This is a genomic window from Seohaeicola nanhaiensis (assembly GCF_042654245.1).
Taxonomy (GTDB): Bacteria; Pseudomonadota; Alphaproteobacteria; order Rhodobacterales; family Rhodobacteraceae; genus Seohaeicola_A; species Seohaeicola_A nanhaiensis.
Genome location: NZ_JBHSGI010000005.1, coordinates 113,630 through 130,998 on the forward strand (window position 1 = coordinate 113,630; position 17,369 = coordinate 130,998).

The 17,369-nt window shown below is 64.8% G+C and carries 17 protein-coding genes; 5 read left to right on the forward strand and 12 right to left on the reverse strand.

All coding sequences use genetic code 11. The features are described 5' to 3' along the window. Positions 1–3: 3 nt before the first annotated feature. From lpxA to pyrH, 11 genes are all read right to left on the reverse strand, one after another. Positions 4–789 carry an acyl-ACP--UDP-N-acetylglucosamine O-acyltransferase gene (gene lpxA, locus ACFO5X_RS07915; protein WP_380716757.1) on the reverse strand — a complete coding sequence of 262 codons (786 nt, stop codon included), beginning with the start codon at positions 787–789 and terminating at the stop codon, positions 4–6. 3 nt (positions 790–792) lie between these two features. Continuing rightward, a complete protein-coding gene (gene fabZ, locus ACFO5X_RS07920; RefSeq protein WP_380716758.1) occupies positions 793–1,257 on the reverse strand; it encodes a 3-hydroxyacyl-ACP dehydratase FabZ in 465 nt (154 codons plus the stop codon). Between the two features lie 66 nt (positions 1,258–1,323). Further along, positions 1,324–1,875, reverse strand: coding sequence for an OmpH/Skp family outer membrane protein (locus ACFO5X_RS07925; protein ID WP_380716759.1), 552 nt, complete (start codon positions 1,873–1,875; stop codon positions 1,324–1,326). Between the two features lie 7 nt (positions 1,876–1,882). Next, on the reverse strand, positions 1,883–4,183 hold the full coding sequence (gene bamA, locus ACFO5X_RS07930; RefSeq protein ID WP_380716760.1) for an outer membrane protein assembly factor BamA: 2,301 nt from the start codon (positions 4,181–4,183) through the stop codon (positions 1,883–1,885). A 190-nt stretch (positions 4,184–4,373) separates the two neighbouring features. Beyond that, positions 4,374–4,499 (reverse strand): hypothetical protein, encoded by a 126-nt coding sequence (locus ACFO5X_RS07935; protein ID WP_380716761.1) that lies wholly within the window; start codon positions 4,497–4,499, stop codon positions 4,374–4,376. Positions 4,500–4,601: 102 nt separating this feature from the next. Further along, complete coding sequence (rseP, locus tag ACFO5X_RS07940) at positions 4,602–5,951, reverse strand: RIP metalloprotease RseP (protein ID WP_380716762.1); 1,350 nt, start codon at positions 5,949–5,951, stop codon at positions 4,602–4,604. Between the two features lie 4 nt (positions 5,952–5,955). After that, positions 5,956–7,128 carry a 1-deoxy-D-xylulose-5-phosphate reductoisomerase gene (gene dxr / locus ACFO5X_RS07945; protein ID WP_380716764.1) on the reverse strand — a complete coding sequence of 391 codons (1,173 nt, stop codon included), beginning with the start codon at positions 7,126–7,128 and terminating at the stop codon, positions 5,956–5,958. Beyond that, a complete protein-coding gene (locus tag ACFO5X_RS07950) occupies positions 7,128–7,919 on the reverse strand; it encodes a phosphatidate cytidylyltransferase (RefSeq protein WP_380716766.1) in 792 nt (263 codons plus the stop codon). Before ACFO5X_RS07950 ends, dxr begins: the two co-directional genes overlap by 1 nt. Continuing rightward, on the reverse strand, positions 7,916–8,647 hold the full coding sequence (locus ACFO5X_RS07955) for an isoprenyl transferase (RefSeq protein WP_380716767.1): 732 nt from the start codon (positions 8,645–8,647) through the stop codon (positions 7,916–7,918). Before ACFO5X_RS07955 ends, ACFO5X_RS07950 begins: the two co-directional genes overlap by 4 nt. A gap of 9 nt (positions 8,648–8,656) precedes the next feature. After that, positions 8,657–9,220 (reverse strand): ribosome recycling factor, encoded by a 564-nt coding sequence (frr, locus tag ACFO5X_RS07960; RefSeq protein WP_380716768.1) that lies wholly within the window; start codon positions 9,218–9,220, stop codon positions 8,657–8,659. A 159-nt stretch (positions 9,221–9,379) separates the two neighbouring features. Next, a complete protein-coding gene (pyrH, locus tag ACFO5X_RS07965) occupies positions 9,380–10,126 on the reverse strand; it encodes a UMP kinase (RefSeq protein WP_380716769.1) in 747 nt (248 codons plus the stop codon). Between the two features lie 105 nt (positions 10,127–10,231). On the opposite strand from pyrH, the gene miaA reads away from it, so the two are divergent. From miaA to ACFO5X_RS07990, 5 genes are all read left to right on the forward strand, one after another. Continuing rightward, positions 10,232–11,113 carry a tRNA (adenosine(37)-N6)-dimethylallyltransferase MiaA gene (gene miaA, locus ACFO5X_RS07970; RefSeq protein ID WP_380716770.1) on the forward strand — a complete coding sequence of 294 codons (882 nt, stop codon included), beginning with the start codon at positions 10,232–10,234 and terminating at the stop codon, positions 11,111–11,113. An 80-nt stretch (positions 11,114–11,193) separates the two neighbouring features. Next, positions 11,194–12,084 (forward strand): helix-turn-helix transcriptional regulator, encoded by an 891-nt coding sequence (locus ACFO5X_RS07975; protein WP_380716771.1) that lies wholly within the window; start codon positions 11,194–11,196, stop codon positions 12,082–12,084. Between the two features lie 211 nt (positions 12,085–12,295). Further along, positions 12,296–13,348: an ABC transporter permease gene (locus ACFO5X_RS07980; protein ID WP_380716772.1), complete on the forward strand. Its 1,053-nt coding sequence runs from the start codon at positions 12,296–12,298 to the stop codon at positions 13,346–13,348. Positions 13,349–13,359: 11 nt separating this feature from the next. Then, positions 13,360–14,580: an ABC transporter permease gene (locus ACFO5X_RS07985; protein ID WP_380716773.1), complete on the forward strand. Its 1,221-nt coding sequence runs from the start codon at positions 13,360–13,362 to the stop codon at positions 14,578–14,580. 97 nt (positions 14,581–14,677) lie between these two features. After that, positions 14,678–16,765 (forward strand): dipeptide ABC transporter ATP-binding protein, encoded by a 2,088-nt coding sequence (locus ACFO5X_RS07990; RefSeq protein WP_380716774.1) that lies wholly within the window; start codon positions 14,678–14,680, stop codon positions 16,763–16,765. Positions 16,766–16,833: 68 nt separating this feature from the next. Here ACFO5X_RS07990 and ACFO5X_RS07995 read toward each other — a convergent pair whose 3' ends face one another. Continuing rightward, on the reverse strand, positions 16,834–17,349 hold the full coding sequence (locus ACFO5X_RS07995) for a hypothetical protein (protein ID WP_380716775.1): 516 nt from the start codon (positions 17,347–17,349) through the stop codon (positions 16,834–16,836). Positions 17,350–17,369 lie beyond the last annotated feature (20 nt).

Below are 17,369 nucleotides of genomic sequence, written 5' to 3' on the forward strand. Positions count from 1 at the left end.
GCCTCAGCCTCCCGGCGTCAGGAACGACCGGTCGGTATTGCCCATGACAAAGGCCACGATGTCGCGCACATACTGGCTCTCGGTCTCTTCCCCAAGCCGCCGCGCCCGGTCCTGAAACGCGCCCTCGCCCTGCGCCAGCATCTGGAAGGCCGCCCGCAGCGCGGTGATATCCGACCGAGCCACGCCGCGCCGCTTCAGCCCGACCAGGTTCAGCCCGTCCAGCTGCCCGCGCGGCGCCTGCACCAGCCCGTAGGGGATCACGTCGTTCGTCACCATGGTGACCGCGCCGATGATCGCGCCCTTGCCGATGCGCACCCATTGATGCACCCCCGAAAGGCCGCCGACGATCACATCGTCCTCCAGCACGCAATGCCCGGCAATCGCCGCATTGTTCACCACGATCACCCGGTCGCCGATCTGCGCATCATGCGCGATATGGCTGCCCGCCATGAACAGCCCGTCATCGCCCACCCGGGTGACACCGCCGCCACCCTCGGTCCCAACGTTCATCGTCACATGCTCGCGGATGCGGTTGCGCGCGCCGATCACCAGCCGCGTGTCCTCGCCCTTGAACTTCAGATCCTGCGGAATTTCACCGATCACCGCAAAGGGAAACACCACCGTGTCCGCACCGATCTCGGTCCGTCCGGTCACCACGACATGGCTCTTCAGCTCGACCCGGTCGCCCAGGCGCACCTGCGACCCGACCAGGCAGAACGGGCCGATGATGCAGCCCTCGCCCAGCTCGGCGCCCGGCTCGACCACGGCAGAGGGATGAATATCCGCCATCGCTCAGGCCTTCGGCATGTCGATCATGGCGGTGAACTCCGCCTCGGCGGCCAGTTCGCCCTCGACGGTCGCCTTGCCCGCGAACTTCCACACCTTCGCGCCGGCCTTGCCGCGCAGCGTGGTCAGCTCCATCTCCAGCACGTCGCCCGGGATCACCTTGCGCCGGAACTTGCAGTTGTCGATCGACATGAAATAGATCAGCAGGTTCTTGTCGGCGAAATCCAGCGCCACGCCCACCATTACCGCCGCAGTCTGCGCCATCGCCTCGACGATGGTCACGCCGGGCATGATCGGCGTGCCCGGGAAATGGCCCTGAAAATGCGGTTCGTTCATGGTCACGTTCTTCAGCCCCTTGGCCGAGGACGTTCCGTCGATATCGACCACGCGGTCGACCAGCAGGAAAGGATAGCGGTGCGGCAGGATCCGCTGGATCAGCTGGATATCCGCCTGCGTCTTGGTGTCCGTCATCTGAAAATCCCTGTGGTTCGGCCCATTGCCTGACTAGCAATCCTTACCCGGATGGGCAAGTTGCCCTCATTCCCCGGTCCCGACGATCGCGTCGATCCGCTCGATGGCAATTTCGGTGATGTCGGTCGCATTTGCGCTCAGAAACACACTCGACCGTTCCAGGATCACCCCAGCCCCCGTCTCCTGCATCAGTGACACCAGCACTGGCCGGGCGGCCTCGAAGAACTGGGCGCGCGCGCTGTCGGACTTCTGCGCCAGTGCCCGCGCCTTTGTGTCCTGCGTATTGCGGATCACCTTGACCTTTTCGTTGAAGGCATCGGCCAGTGCGCGAAAGGCTTCCGGCTCCATGTCCCTGCGCTTTTCGGTGAGGTCTTTTTCCTCGGCGGTCAGTTCCGCCTCGATCCGGCGGTTCTCCTTGGCCAGCGCCGTGCCGGCGGCCTCGATCTCCTTTGCCACCCGTTTGCCGAAGGCGGACTCCGAAAAGAACCGGTCCGAGGAAATGGTCAGGATATCGCCCTGCGGCAGTCCAAGCTGCTGGGCAGACACCGGACATGCCAGTGGCGATGACACAGCCAGCGCCACTGCGATCATCCGCGCGAGGAGCCCTCGGCGATGCATGGCCGCCTCAGAACTTGGCCTGAAGCGTCAGGTCGAAGGACTGTTCCTTGTCGAAGGACTCTTTTCGCAGCGCATTGGTGAAGTTGAACCGCAGCGGCCCGATCCCGGTATCCCAAAGCAGCGACAACCCGATCACATGGCGCAGCGACCCGTCGGCCCCGACGATATCGCCAGGCGCCGTGCCCGAAAGATCGACGTTCTTCAGATCCCAGAGGTTCCCGACGTCATAGAAGACGCCGCCGCGCAGACCCACTTCTTCCGGCAGCCCCAGCGGGAATTCCGCCTCGAAACGGGCCACGAAATACTTGTTGCCGCCGATCGCATCGTCCTTGCCGTTCGACAGGTCGCGCGGGCCAAGACCCGCTGGCTCGAAACCGCGCATGACATCGGTCGACAGGAAGTAGCGGTCGATGCTGCGGCTGGTATTGGACCCGCGCCAGCTCATCACACCTGCTTCCACCGTGGCCCGCAGCGTGACCTCTTCGTTGTAGATCTTGGTCTGCGCGATTGCCTTGGCGTTGGTCCGCACGAACCGGTTGTCGCCGCCTACACCGACATCGGTGCCCACCTGGAACAGCATCCCCGCGTTTGGATTGAGACCCGTCAGCCGCGTGTCCCAGACATAGGTCAGGCCGACCGAACTGCTGCTGCGACGCCCGTACCCGATTTCCCGCGCGATGACGACACCCGTGGTCACATTGTCCCGCGCCAGCATCTCCGAAGTGTTGAAAGTATACCGCCCCTGCAGCCTCGCATTGTCCGATACCGGAAACGACAGCGAAGGCGCGAAATAGGCCCGTTTCGTATCATAGTTCGCAAACGAGGAATCCGACCCGGTCAGGCCGAGATCGAGACTTAGCTGCAGGTCGCGGCCCAACAGACGGGGCTCGGTAAAGCTCAGCGTGTATTCTTCGGTATCCGATGCGGTCGAGATCGCGAAACCGACTTGCTGGCCACGACCGAGGAAGTTGTTCTCCCTCAGGCCGATGGCGACGCCAAAGCCGTTGTTCAAAGAATAGGATCCGCCAAGGCTCAGCGAACCGGTCGGCTGTTCCTCGACGTTCACGTCGATCACGACCTGATCCTGACTCGACCCCTGGCGCGCGTCGACGTCTGCGTTCGAGAAGAACCCAAGCGCGCGGATCCGCTCTGCACTTTCCCGGATTTCACGCGGGTTGAACGGGTCGCCTTCGGCCACCTTGAACTGCTGCCGCACCACGCGATCCAGCGTACTGGTGTTGCCCTCGATGTCGATGCGTTCCACGAACACGCGCGGGCCGCGCGTCAGGGCGAATTCAACGTCCAGCGAAAGATCGCGCTCGTTGCGGGTGATCCTGGGTTCGACCCGCAGAAAGTTGATCCCCTTCTGGATCGCCAGCCGCTCCAGCCGCGCGATGGAATTCTCGACCAGCGACGGCGAATAAACGACGCCCGGCTTGACCTTGAGGGCCGCCTGGAACTCAGCCGCATCCGCCTCCGGAATTTCGCTGACCGTGGTGATGTTGCCGAACCGGAACTGTTGTCCCTCCTCGACGTTCACCGCCATGTAGAAGGCGTCGCGTTCACGGGTGAATTCGACATTGGTGCTCAGCACCCGGAAATCGATGTAGCCGCGGCTCAGATAGAAATCGCGCAAGACCTGCTTGTCGAAATCGACCCTCTCCTCGATCAGCGTGTCCTTGCTGATCAGGGCACGCAGAAGACCCGCCTGCTTGGTTTCCAGCACGCGGCGCAGCCGGCGATCCGAATAGGCGCGGTTGCCGACAAAGCTGACGCGCTCGATCTCGGTCGTGCCGCCTTCGGCGATCTCGAACACCAGATCGACCCGGTTGTCGCTGCGGCGGATGATACGCGGGGTGACTGTCGCTGCAACCCGGCCCTGTGTCGAATAAAGCTTTGCCAGCTTGTCGGCGTCGGCCTCGGCCGTGGTCGGATTGAACACCCGGCGCGGCTTGGACTCGATCAGGTCGGTCAGCTTGTCGTCCTTGATCCGGCGGTTGCCCTCGAAGTTGATCCGGTTGATCGTCGGGAACTCGGTCACCTTGACCACAAGCGTGCCGCCGCGCGGCTCGATGTCGACGGTTTCGAACAGACCGCTGCCCAGGACGCGCTGATAGGCGTCGTTCAGCTCACCCGCAGTGACGGCCTTCCCTGGCTGGATGCCGGCATAGGTCGCAATCGTGCCCGTCTCGATCCGCTGGTTGCCCTGCACCTCGATCCGCGAGAACCGATAGCTTTGCGCGTCCGCCGCTCCAGCCGAGATCACCACCGCCAGAGCCAGGGCCGCAGGAACCGTCCGCCACGACATCAGGTTTCCCCGGCCGCTTCGGGTGCACGATATGTCATTTGCACTGCCCATACTCATCGTCCCACACCGCTACTTTTTTATCCTTGAAACTTGACTATCGGGAATGCGCCGGGTTGTCAAAACCACAAAGAAAAACGGCGCCCGCTTTTTTTCGCAGACGCCGTTCATTCAATGAGAAACCGGGAGGCCGTCAGAGGCCCAGAAGATAGGCCCCGAGCATGAGCGCGAAGGGGATCGCCATGACGAAAAGAACCCGATCGGCGTTCAAGGACACCAATAGCGAGAAACCTCGGTAGGATTGCTGCAAAGTCTGCATGATGATCGGTCCTTCTGCTGCCTGATGAGCCGAGAATAGTTGTCGAATATGGCAGCACTTTGGCCGGAAGATGGAGAGCTCGGGCAGCTACTGCCGCCCGGCTCAGCAGACCACGTCGTTGAACAGCGCAAAAACCATCAGCGTCAGCAGGATCGCCAGCCCCAGGCTCATCATCACCCGCAGCGCCAGATCGCTCGGCGGTTGCCCGGTCACCGCCTCATAGGCGTAGAACACCAGATGTCCGCCATCCAGCGCTGGGATCGGGAATAGGTTCAGCAGCCCCACGGCAGTCGACAGCGACGCTATGAACCAGATAAAACTCTGCGCCCCCTGGCTCGCCGTGTCGCCCGAGGCCTGCGCAATTCCGATCGGCCCGGACAGGTTGCAGGTGCTGATCGCGCCGGTGATGATGTGCCACAGCCCCGAGATCGAGGTCGTGACCATCGCGCCCATCTGCATCACCGCGCCCTGCACGGCCGTCGTCAGGTTCGCCGGTTCGCGCGCCGCCTCGAAGGCCATCGAACTGACCACTCCGATTCGCCAGTTCGTGGCAAAACCGCCCTCGTCCTGCGCTTCGTCCATCCGCCGCGGCACCAGCGCGAAATCCTGCGTCGCGCCATCGCGCCAGACCACCAGCTGCAGGGGCCGCCCGTCCGAAGCCTCGACCCGCGTCTTCAGCTCGTCAAAGGACGAGATCGGCGTGCCGTCCACGCTCTGGATCACATCGCCGGCCTGCAGACCGATGTCCATTGCCGCGCTGCGAGGCACCACGGTGTCGATCACCGGCGGATAAAGGTAGGGCCCCTTGACTGTCACCTCCGCCCCGTCGCGCTTGACCAAATAGTCCAGCGAAGGGGCCGGTTTCAGTCCCATCCTGAAGGCGGTCCAGTCGTCGTTCACCCCGAACTCCGGGATTGGCGTGCCGTTGATCGCCAGGATCTGATCGCCGCTCTGCAATTCGTAAGAGCTGTCCGGCAGCGGCTTCAACTCCCCCACCGTCAGAGGGTCCGAGGTGACGCCGCGCGACATGAAGATGGCGGCAAAGATGATCACCGACAGGACAAAATTGAAGAATGGCCCCGCCGCGACCGTCGCCGCGCGCGCCCAGAGCGGCGCGCCATGCATCGTCCGCCGCAGCGCCTTCGGATCGGTCGCCGCATCCGCCATCACCGCCGCATCCTTGCCCGATGCGGCATTCGCATCGCCCAGGAATTTAACGAACCCGCCGAACGGCAGCGCCGCGATCTGCCAGCGCGTACCGCGCCGGTCGACGCGGCTCCAAAGCACCGGGCCAAACCCCAGCGAGAAAACCTCGGCGTGAATGCCCGACCAGCGCCCGACGATGTAATGGCCGTATTCATGCACCGCCACGATCACTGAAAGCGCGATCACGAAGGCAACCACATTATAGGCAAAGCCGCCGAATTGCGGGATCAGTCCGGTGATGTCCAAGTCTCTACCCTGCTCGCTTCGCCATCGTCTCGCCGGCGCGTCTTCTGGCCAGATGGTCCGTTTCCATCACGTTATCAAGGGTCATCGGCGCGTCAAAGAGACCCGCCTCGCCTTCCATCCGCGACAGCACGGCCTCGACCACCGCCGCCATGTCGGTAAATCCGATGCGCCGTTCCAGGAAAGCGTCCAGCGCCGCCTCCTTGGCCGCGTTGAAGGCGGCTCCGCTCAGCCCGCCCCGCGCCATGACGTCGCGCGCCAGCCGCAGCGCCGGATAGCGCGCCGGATCGGGTGCCCGGAACGTCAGCGCGCCGATGGCGGCAAGGTCCAGCCGTTCAACCGGCAGAGGACGCCGGTCGGGCCAGTTCAGAGCATAGCCGATAGCATGGCGCATGTCCGGCGCGCCGACATGGGCCATCATCGCCCCGTCGGTGAATCCGACAAGCGCGTGGATCAGAGACTCGGGGTGGATCACCACTTCGATCCGCTCGGGCGCAACCTCGAAAAACTCACGCGTTTCAATTAGTTCCAGCGCTTTGTTGAACATGGAGGCGGAATCGATGGTGATCCGCTGACCCATCGCCCAGTTCGGATGGCTCGACGCCTGCTCCGGTGTCGCCCTGGCCAGCGCCTCCAGCGGCCAGTCGCGAAACGCGCCGCCCGACGCGGTCAGAACAATGCGCTCGACACTCTCGATGCGCTCGCCGCGCAACGCCTGAAACACCGCCGAATGCTCGCTGTCCACCGGCAGGATCCGCGCCCCGTGCCGCGCCGCCGTCTCGCGGACCAGCGCGCCGGCACAGACCAGCGTCTCCTTGTTGGCCAGCGCCAGGGTTGCCCCCTGTTCCAGCGCGCGCAGCCCCGGAGCCAGCCCGGCGGCCCCGACAATCGCCGACATCACCCAGTCCGCCGGCCGCGAAGCCGCCTCGGCGATGGACGCCCGGCCCGCCTGCGCCTCGATGTCGCTGTCCCCCAGCGCCTCGCGCAGCGGCTCCAGCATGTCGTCGTAGGCGGTCACCGCCACCTCGGCTCGCAGCCGGATCGCGTCCTCCGCCAGCTGCACGATATTGCGCCCGCCGGTCAGGGCCACGACGGAAAACTCGTCCGGAGACCGGGCAAGGAGGTCGAGCGTATTCTGCCCGACCGAGCCGGTGGCGCCCAGCACCGAAACCCGGCGCATCACAGCGCCCCGAATGGCAGGTCGAACAGGATGGCCACAAGCAGCACGAACAGCGACGCGCCCAGCATGGCGTCGAACCGGTCGAGCAGCCCGCCGTGGCCGGGAATCAGGTTGCTCGAATCCTTCACGCCGGTCATCCGCTTGACCGCGCTTTCGGCGATATCGCCCAGCTGCGCCGCCAGCGCCGTGATCGTCGACAGCAGGATCAGGCCGGGCCCTGCCCCGCCCCACAGCCAGAAACCGGCGCCGACCAGCGCCGCGCCGACCCATCCCGCCACGGTGCCCGACCAGGTCTTCTTCGGGCTGATCTTCGGCCAGAACTTGGGCCCTCCCAGCATCCGACCGGCAAAGTATCCAGCCACATCCGAGGCGATGACCACCAGGATCAGCCAGACCAGCGTGCTGGCACTGAAGTGATCGCGCAGCACCATCATCTCGAAGCCCGCCAGCACGATCAGCCCGACATAGGCGCCGCAGATCAGCCTGTGCCGCGGAACCTGCTGCGCGCAGAGCAGCGGCGGCACCGCCAGCAGCGGCAGCGCGATCAGCGGCGTCATGTAGGGCACCGCCAGTGTCACCAGCCCCGCCAGCCCGCCCAGGGCCAGCGCCTCGCCGCTGCGCTCGGGCGCCAGCATCCGGAACAGTTCCCAGGTCATCCCCGCGCAGATCAGCGCGACAAAGACATGGAAGACATCGCCGCCGAACCAGATCGCCAGCGCCGCCAGCACGACCATCACCGCCGCCGACATCAGCCGCGGCCCCAGATCGGCCCAGCGGTCCCTGACGCTCATGACAGGACCGCGCCGAAACGGCGGTCGCGGCTGCCGTAGGACCGGCACAGCCGCTCCAGCTCTGCCGCCGTGAAATCGGGCCAGAGCGTGTCGATGAACTCGTATTCCGAATAGGCCGACTGCCACAGCAGGAAATTCGAGATGCGCGCCTCGCCCGACGTGCGGATGACCAGATCGGGGTCCGGCAGCACATGCGTGTCCAGATACCGGGTCAGCGTCTGCTCGTCGACGTCCTCCGAGTTCAGCCGCCCCGCCGCCACGTCGCGCGCCAGCCGCTTGGTCGCCCGCGCCACCTCATCCCGCCCGCCGTAATTGATAGCGATGGTCAGATGCACCAGATCGTTGTCCTTGGTCTGCTCCTCGAGCATGTCCATCAGCTCGATCAGCTTGGCGTCCAGCCGCACCCGGTCACCGATGAACCGTACGCGCACCCCGCGCGAGGCCAGCGCCCGCGTTTCCCGGGTGATATACCGCCGGAACAGGCTCATCAGCCCCGCCACCTCGACCTGCGTCCGCTTCCAGTTCTCGGTCGAGAAGGCGAAGATCGTCAGATACTTGATCCCGAGCTCGGGGCAGGCCTCGACCACCTCGCGCACACGCCGTGCGCCCGCGTGATGGCCAAACAGCCTCGGGCGCCCCCGGGCCTGCGCCCAGCGGCCGTTGCCATCCATGATGATGGCCACATGGCGCGGGCCGCCCGCCGGCGCGGTATCGGGATCCTTGGGCATGGTTGTGCGTCAGACCTGCATGATCTCGGCCTGTTTGGCCTCCAGCGCCGCGTCGACCGCGGCGATCATCTTGTTCGTCAGCTCCTGCACCTCGTTCTCCCAGAACTTCTGGTCGTCTTCCGAGATACCGTCGGCCTTGGCCTTCTTCACCTGATCCATGCCGTCGCGCCGCACGTTGCGGATGGCGACGCGGGCACTCTCGGCATACTGCCCGGCGACCTTGGTCAGTTCGCGGCGGCGCTCCTCGTTCAGCTCGGGGATCGGCAGCATGATGATCGTGCCGTTCAACTGCGGGTTGATCCCCAGCCCGCTCTCGCGGATCGCCTTCTCGACCTTATTGACCAGCGACTTGTCCCAGACGTTGATCGTCACCATGCGCGGCTCGGGCACGTTAATAGTGCCAACCTGGTTAATCGGGGTCGGGCTGCCGTAGGCATCGACCATGATCGGCTCAAGCATGCTGCCCGAGGCCCGCCCGGTGCGAAGGCTGGCGAATTCGGTGCGCAGGTTTTGCATCGCCCCGTCCATCCGCCGTTGCAGCGCGTCGGTGTCGAGCATGAAATCTTCGGACATGGGAAGCCCCTCCCGTCATCTTGGTCATTTGCGGCTCTATAGACCCAGACGGCAGCCGATGTATAGGGTGCAAGGTTTCTGCCGCCGCCTGCGCAGCCTTGATTGTCGCGGTTCTCTGCCGGTGCAGCGCCGCGGAAATCCTCGAACGATTTCCGCGCCTCAGCCCTGGACCCGGGTATAGGTGCCCTCGCCGGCCAGAATGCCCCGGAAGCCTCCGGGCGTATCCAGCGAGAACACGATGATCGGCAGATTGTTGTCCCGCGCCAGGGCGATGGCCGAGGCATCCATGACCCCCAGCCGCTTGGCCAGCACATCGTCATAGCTCACGTGATCATACCGCTTGGCGTCCGCGTGCTTGATCGGGTCCTTGTCATAGACCCCGTCCACCTTCGTGCCCTTGAAGATCGCCTCGCAGTTCATCTCGTTGGCGCGCAGGGTCGCGGCGGTGTCGGTGGTGAAATAGGGATTGCCGGTGCCCGCCGCGAAGATGCAGACCCGCTTCTTCTCCAGATGGCGCACAGCGCGGCGCCGGATATAGGGCTCGGCCACCTCGTCCATGCGGATCGCGCTGATCACCCGAGTAAAGACGCCCAGCTCTTCCAGCGCCGACTGCATGGCCAGCGCATTCATCACCGTCGCCAGCATCCCCATGTAATCGGCCGTGGTCCGCTCCATCCCCTGCGCCGAACCGGCCAGCCCGCGGAAGATGTTCCCACCCCCGATCACCATGCAGATCTCGACGCCCATATCGTGCACCGATTTCACCTCGGCGGCGATCCGCTGGACCGTCGGCGGATGCAGCCCGAACCCCTGATCTCCCATCAGCGCCTCGCCGGAAATCTTCAGCATGACCCGGGTATAGGTGCTGCCGGTCGGTCGCTTCTGGGAAGTGGGGGATGGGGTCATGTTGCGCTCCGCTCGGCCTCTGGGTTAGATCGCGCGCAAAATGGCCGAATTCGGCGCCGGGTTCAATCCGCGATCCCGGTCAGCGATGACGCGGACAGGAGCACTATGCCAGCCACCGGATTTCGGGATCTGCCCCAGATCGAGCCGGACCGGCCCGTGCTGATCGCGGGGCCCACGGCCTCGGGCAAATCGGCCCTCGCGCTGGCGATCGCCGAGACGCAGGGCGGCGCCATCATCAACGCCGACGCCAGCCAGGTCTATGATTGCTGGCGCCTGATCACCGCCCGCCCCTCCCCCGAGGAAGAGGCACGCGCCCCGCATCGTCTCTACGGCCACCTGCCGTGGAACGCCGTCTACTCCGCCGGCGACTGGCTGCGCGATGTCGTCCCCTTGCTGCGCGGCGACACCCGCCCGATTATCGTCGGCGGCACCGGCCTCTATTTCTCGGCCCTGACCGAGGGCCTGGCGGCCATTCCCCCGGTGCCCCCCGAGGTGCGCGCCGAGGCCGACGGGCTCGACCTCGACAGCCTGCTGGCCGGTGTCGACCCGGCGACGCGCGCCGGGATCGACACTCGCAACCGGGCCCGCGTCCAGCGCGCCTGGGAGGTCGAGCGCGCCACAGGACGGCCGCTGGCCGACTGGCAGGCCGACACACCGCCCCCCCTCATGGCGCTGGAAAGCGCCCAGGCCCTGGTGCTGGATGCCCCGAAGGACTGGCTCGATCCCCGCATCGCCCGCCGCTTCGACCTCATGCTCGACCAGGGCGCGCTGAACGAGGTCGCCGCCATGCGCACGCGCCACGATCCCGCGCTGCCGGCCTTCCGCGCCATCGGCGTGCCCGAGCTGATGGACCACGTGACCGGCCGGATCACCCTGACCGAGGCGCGAGAGCGCGCGATCGTCGCCACCCGGCAATACGCCAAGCGGCAACGCACGTGGTTCCGGGCAAGAATGCGCCGATGGCACTGGATCCGTCCGGAATCCTGATCCACACGGGTTGCCATTTCCGGACACCAGGCGCAGGATGGCGCCTCATTCTATCACTCAAGATTACGGAAAGCGAACAAATGCCCTCACCGGCAGGTGAATCCGCTATCACTCGCGTGACCACGCTGGCCCAGCTCGCCACACGTGGGAGCTGGCAACTCGAACTGGCCCACGACCGGCCCCATGCGCTGTTCATCTGGCTGACGCGCGGCCAGGGCCTTGCCCTGATCGACGGCATCCGTCGCGGGATCGGCGCCCACAACGCCCTCTATATCCCCGCCGGCGCGCTGATGTCGCTCGACCTCGGGCGGCAGGGCTTCGGCCATGCGCTGACACTCCCCGACACGTCGGGCATGAACCTCCCGCAACGCCCGGTGCATCTGCGCCTGCGCGAGGCGCCCGCCCAGATGGAGCTGAACGGCCTGCTGGACTCGATGATGCGCGAACAGGCCGCCGCTCGCCCGATGCTGGAGACCGCCATGTCGGCCCATGCTGCGCTGGTGGCGGTCTGGCTGCACCGCCAGATGACCCGGCCCGGTCCCGAACTCGTCTCCGACACCTCTGCCCACCGCATCCTGCGCGCCTTTGCCGAGCGCATCACCCGGCCCGACAGCGACCACTTCAGCCTGGAGGATCACGCCGCCGCCATCGACGTGACGCCGACCCACCTCGCGCGCGTCTGCAAGGCCGAGACCGGCCGCACAGCCGCCACGCTGATCACCGAACGGCGCCTGCATCGCGCCCGTACCCTGTTGGCTGAAACCGAAATGCCGGTTCAGGACATTGCCCGCAGCCTCGGCTTTGCCAGCGCCGCCTATTTCACCCGCTTCATCCAGCAGCACTGCGGCGCCTCGCCCTCGGCGCTGCGGCGCGGGCCGGTCCGTCCCACCCTGCAAACGGCAGTCGTCACCAGTGCCCCACAGAAGGCACGTGTCGCTTTTGGCCCAGGAAGTGGCGAAACCAAACATTGACGTCACCGGCAATCTCGTGCCGAATAGGGCATGCGCGAACCGCAAAAGGGGTAGCGGCGATGATGACCGACCGACAATGGCAGGTAGCGCTTGGCCGCTGGTTTCATCTGGCCATACCCTGACCGGCCTCGCGCGGCGTCGGAAAACGACGGCCGCGCGCCACGAGTGCGCATAACGCACCTGGCCGGTTCACAGACCAACAGGGGACTCGATGGGACTTTTCATCTTACGGCGAACCGGCGTGATGCTGCTGACCGCGCTCTGCCTGACGTTCATCGTATTCTTCATGACGAACCTCTATCCCAACCTCGAAAAGCTCGCCAAAAGCGAGGGCGACATGCGCATGGGCGACGAAGAGGTCGCCTCCTGGCTCGACAAGAACGGCTATCTCCAGCCGCTGCCGGTAAAATACGGCCAATGGCTCGGCATTCTGCCAGGCTGGACCCGCGAGGTTGATGGCGTTGTCACCGGGCGCTGCTTCAACGGCATGAAGACCCCCGAAGAGGCCGCCGACCAGCGCCGCTTCTGCGGCGTGCTGCAGGGCGATTTCGGCTATTCCACCGTATCCAACACCCCCGTCAACGACGTCATCTGGAAACGCCTCGCCCTGACCGGCAAGCTGATGTTCTGGGTGCTGGTCGTCATGGTGCCCAGCTCGCTGATCATCGGCGTGCTGGCGGGGATGCGCGAGGGCTCGCGCACCGACCGCACGCTGTCGACCTTCTCGATCCTGACCACCGCAACGCCGGAATACGTCTCGGGCGTGGTCTTCATCGCGGTCTTCACCTCTTCGGCGGTCGGGCTGAAATGGTTCAACGGTTCGGCCAAATCGGCGATGGATCATGCCGATTTTAACAACTTCTTCCTGCCGGTCATCACCATCGCCCTCTACGGCATGGGCTATATCGCCCGCATGACCCGCGCCTCGATGACCGAGGTGATGACCGCGCAATACATCCGCACCGCGCGGCTCAAGGGCGTTAGCTTCGGCAACATCGTCCTCAAGCACGCTCTGCGGAACGCGCTGATCGCCCCCTTCACCGTGATCCTGCTGCAGGTGCCCTGGCTGCTGAACGGCGTGGTCATCGTCGAGGCACTGTTCTCCTACCAGGGCTTCGGCTCGCTGCTGATCTCGGCCGCCGGCAACAACGACGTCGAAATGTTGCTCGCTGTCTCGGTCGTCTCGGTCTTCGTGGTGCTGTTCACGCAGCTGCTTTCGGACATCGGCTATGTCTACCTCAACCCGCGCATCCGCATCAGCTGAGGGAAACGCCCATGAAACCGCTCAGCTTCACCGAAATCGTCGGCCATATCCTCTGGCAGTTGTGGCCCGTCTGGATCGCACTGGTCATACTCTTCACCCTCTCCTTCGCCTTCAAGCGTCGCCTCGGCCTTTATGGCAAGCTTTTCGACAGCCCGATCGGCATCATCGGCTTTGTCCTCGTCATGTTCTGGGTATTTACCGGCGTCCTCGGCGGCCATTTCGGACTGATCGTCACCCATGACCCCCTCACCCAGATCGTGGGGATGCAGAAAAAACTGCCCGGCACGCCGTTGCCGGCGGCCCGCGCGGCCGGCGAATATTCGTGGTATCTGCTGGGCGGCGATCACCTGGCGCGCGACGTCTTCTCGCGCCTCGTCGAAGGCGCCTGGATCGTGGTGCAAATCGCGCCGCTGGCCACCCTCTTTGCCTTCATGGTCGGGATCACGCTGGGCCTGCCGGCAGGCTATTTCGGCGGTAGGCTCGACACGGTGCTCAGCTTCCTCGCCAACCTCATCCTCGCCTTTCCGGTGATCCTGCTGTTCTACCTCCTGGTCACACCGGAAATCGTCGAGACCGGGGTGCCGGCCTATATGGCTATCGTACTCTTCGTCTTTCCCATCGTCTTCGTCGGCGTGCTGCTGAATGCGCGCTACCGCACCCAGCCGGCGGTGCGTACCCCGCTGCTGATCGTGGTCCTTGGGGTGGCCATATGGATCTATCTCGCGGTGGTCTCGAGCAACGGCTGGCTGGTCGATACCGAACAGCTGCGCATTCCCGGCCTGCCGGTCTGGCTCGACCGCATCGACGTCCCGGGCAACATCCTGGTCGTCTTCGTCTCGGTCGTCTTCGTCAACGCGCCCACGGTCTTCCGCATCGTGCGCGGCCTGACGCTCGACATCAAGACACGCGACTATGTCGCCGCGGCGCAGACCCGGGGCGAGGGCCCGTGGTATATCATGCTCTGGGAAATCCTGCCGAACGCGCGCGGCCCGCTGATCGTCGATTTCTGCCTGCGGATCGGCTATACCACCATCCTTCTCGGCACGCTCGGCTTCTTCGGGCTGGGCCTGCCGCCCGAAAGCCCCGACTGGGGCACCACCATCAACGACGCCCGCAAGCTGCTGCAGCTCTACCTGCACCCCGCCCTGCCGCCCGCCTTTGCCCTGCTGAGCCTGGTGCTGGGGCTGAACCTGCTGGCGGACGGGCTACGCGAGGAAAGCCTGAGGGACTGACGCCCCGGAGAGGCCGGGGGCGCCGCCCCCGGAACCCCCCGGAGTATTTGCAAAGAGAAGAAGCAGGGGGGCTCCCCTGCACCGAATGGGGAAACACATGGCGAAATCGCGGGATTACAAAGGGCCGATCCTGGAAATCGACAAGCTGTCGATCTCCTTCTTCACGCGGCTGCGGGAAATCCCCGCCGTCATGGACTTCTCGGTCTCGGTCCAGCCGGGCGAGGCGGTGGGCCTAGTCGGCGAATCCGGTTGCGGCAAATCTACCGTCGCCCTCGGCGTCATGCGCGATCTGGGCAAGAACGGCCGCATCGTCGGCGGCTCGATCAAGTTCAAGGGCCGCGATCTGGGCGAGATGAGCGAGGCCGAGCTGCGCAAGATCCGCGGCAACGAGATCGCGATGATCTATCAGGAACCGATGGCCTCGCTGAACCCGGCGATGCGGATCGGCAAGCAGCTGATGGAAGTGCCGATGATCCATCAGGGCCTGAGCGAGAAAGAGGCCTATGCGCGGGCGCTTCAGGTCGTCACCGACGTCAAGCTGCCCGACCCCGAACGCATCCTGCGCGCCTATCCCCACCAGCTTTCGGGCGGTCAGCAGCAGCGCATCGTGATCGCCATGGCTCTGATGAGCGAGCCCTCCCTCCTGATCCTGGACGAACCCACCACCGCGCTCGACGTGACGGTCGAGGCGGCGATCGTCGAACTGGTCAAGGAACTCGGCCGGAAGTACGGCACCTCCATGCTGTTCATCAGCCATAACCTCGGGCTCGTGCTGGAAACCTGCGACCGCATCTGCGTGATGTATTCCGGCGAGGCGGTCGAGCGCGGCAGCATCGCGGACGTCTTCGACGAGATGCGCCATCCCTATACCCAGGCGCTGTTCCGCTCGATCCCCCTGCCCGGCGCCGACAAGACCGCCCATCCGCTGGTGGCGATCCGCGGCAACTTCCCCCTGCCGCACGAACGGCCGCGCGGCTGCAATTTCGGCCCGCGCTGCGACTATTTCGAGGCCGGGCGATGCGACGCCGGTGCGATCAGCATGGCGCCGGTGCCCGGGAACGACCGCCATCACACCCGCTGCCTGCGCTTCGACGAAATCGACTGGGATGCCCCCCTTGCCGCCTCCGAGGTGCGCGAGAAGGCCGAAATTGGCCCGGTCGTACTCAAGATCGACAATCTCAAGAAATATTACGAGGTGGCCGCAAACGCACTTTTCGGAGGTGGCGACAAGAAGGTCGTGAAGGCCAACGAAACGCTCTCCTTCGAAGCGCGCGAATCCGAGACCCTCGCCATCGTCGGCGAATCCGGCTGCGGCAAGTCGACCTTCGCCAAGGTGCTGATGGGGCTGGAAACCGCGACTGAGGGCCAGATCCTGCTCGACAACCGCAACATCGAGCAGATCCCCATCGAGGCGCGCGACACCAAGACTGTCTCGGATATCCAGATGGTGTTCCAGAACCCCTTCGACACGCTCAACCCCTCCATGTCCGTCGGACGGCAGATCGTGCGCGCGCTCGAGGTCTTCGGGATCGGCAAGACGAACGCCGAACGGCGCGAACGGATGCTGGAACTGCTCGACCTCGTCAAGCTGCCCCGCGCCTTTGCCGACCGGATGCCGCGCCAGCTCTCCGGCGGTCAGAAACAGCGCGTCGGGATCGCCCGCGCCTTCGCCGGCGGCGCCCGGATTGTCGTTGCCGACGAACCGGTTTCGGCTCTCGACGTGTCGGTGCAGGCGGCGGTGACCGACCTTCTGATGGACATCCAGCGCCGCGAGAAGACCACCCTGCTCTTCATCTCGCACGATCTCAGCATCGTGCGCTATCTCTCGGATCGGGTGATGGTGATGTATCTCGGCCATGTGGTCGAACTCGGTACCACCGATCAGGTCTTCAACCCGCCCTATCACCCCTATACCGAGGCCCTGCTCTCGGCCGTGCCGATCGCCGACACCTCGGTGATAAAAAAGCACATCGTGCTCGAGGGCGACATTCCCTCGGCGATGAACCCGCCGCCGGGCTGCCCCTTCCAGACTCGCTGCAGATGGAAGTCGAAGGTTCCGGGCAATCTCTGCGAACGCGAGGTGCCCCCCATCAAGGTCCGCGCGGGCGGGCATCAGATCAAGTGCCACCTCACCGAAGGGCAGCTTGCCCAGATGGACGCCGTGATCCGCCTCGCCGCCGAATGACCTTCGCAAAGAAATGGCCCGCGGTGCAAACCGCGGGCCAGAACAGTCGGTCTTAGGACGGGAAAGATTTACTTGGAAACCGAAGACGGCAGAACCTCGGGCTCATGCTCGGCCACGGCCTTGGCAAAGCCCGTGATCAGCGCCGTGTAGAAGTCGGTGTCGGACGGGGTGACGGCAATGAAGCCTTCGGGTGCCGCCACATCAGCGGACTGCGCCACGACGCGGATCGGATAGCTTTGGGCACCCGCGTTCGATCCTTCGCCGACAATCGACATCACGCCCTCGAGTTGGTTGAACTCCTTCGAAGCCGGTAGAACCTTGTCGCCGTTCAGCGACATGTTTTGGATCTCGACGTTGACGACGTACCCCTTGTTGTCCGTGGTCAGCGGCATCTCTTCTGTGATCTTCTCGAGAATGTCGTGGGCGATGTTGGGATAGTATTCCTTGGCCGACTCATCCAGGTTGGTGACCTGAGCGGTGACATTCACCTCGCGAACGGTCGGTTCACCGGCAGCGAAGGCCGGTACGGACAGCATGCCGAGAGTTGCGGCGACGGCTGCGGTATTCATCAGAAAGCGTTTCATGTGTATCGTCTCCTTCCGAG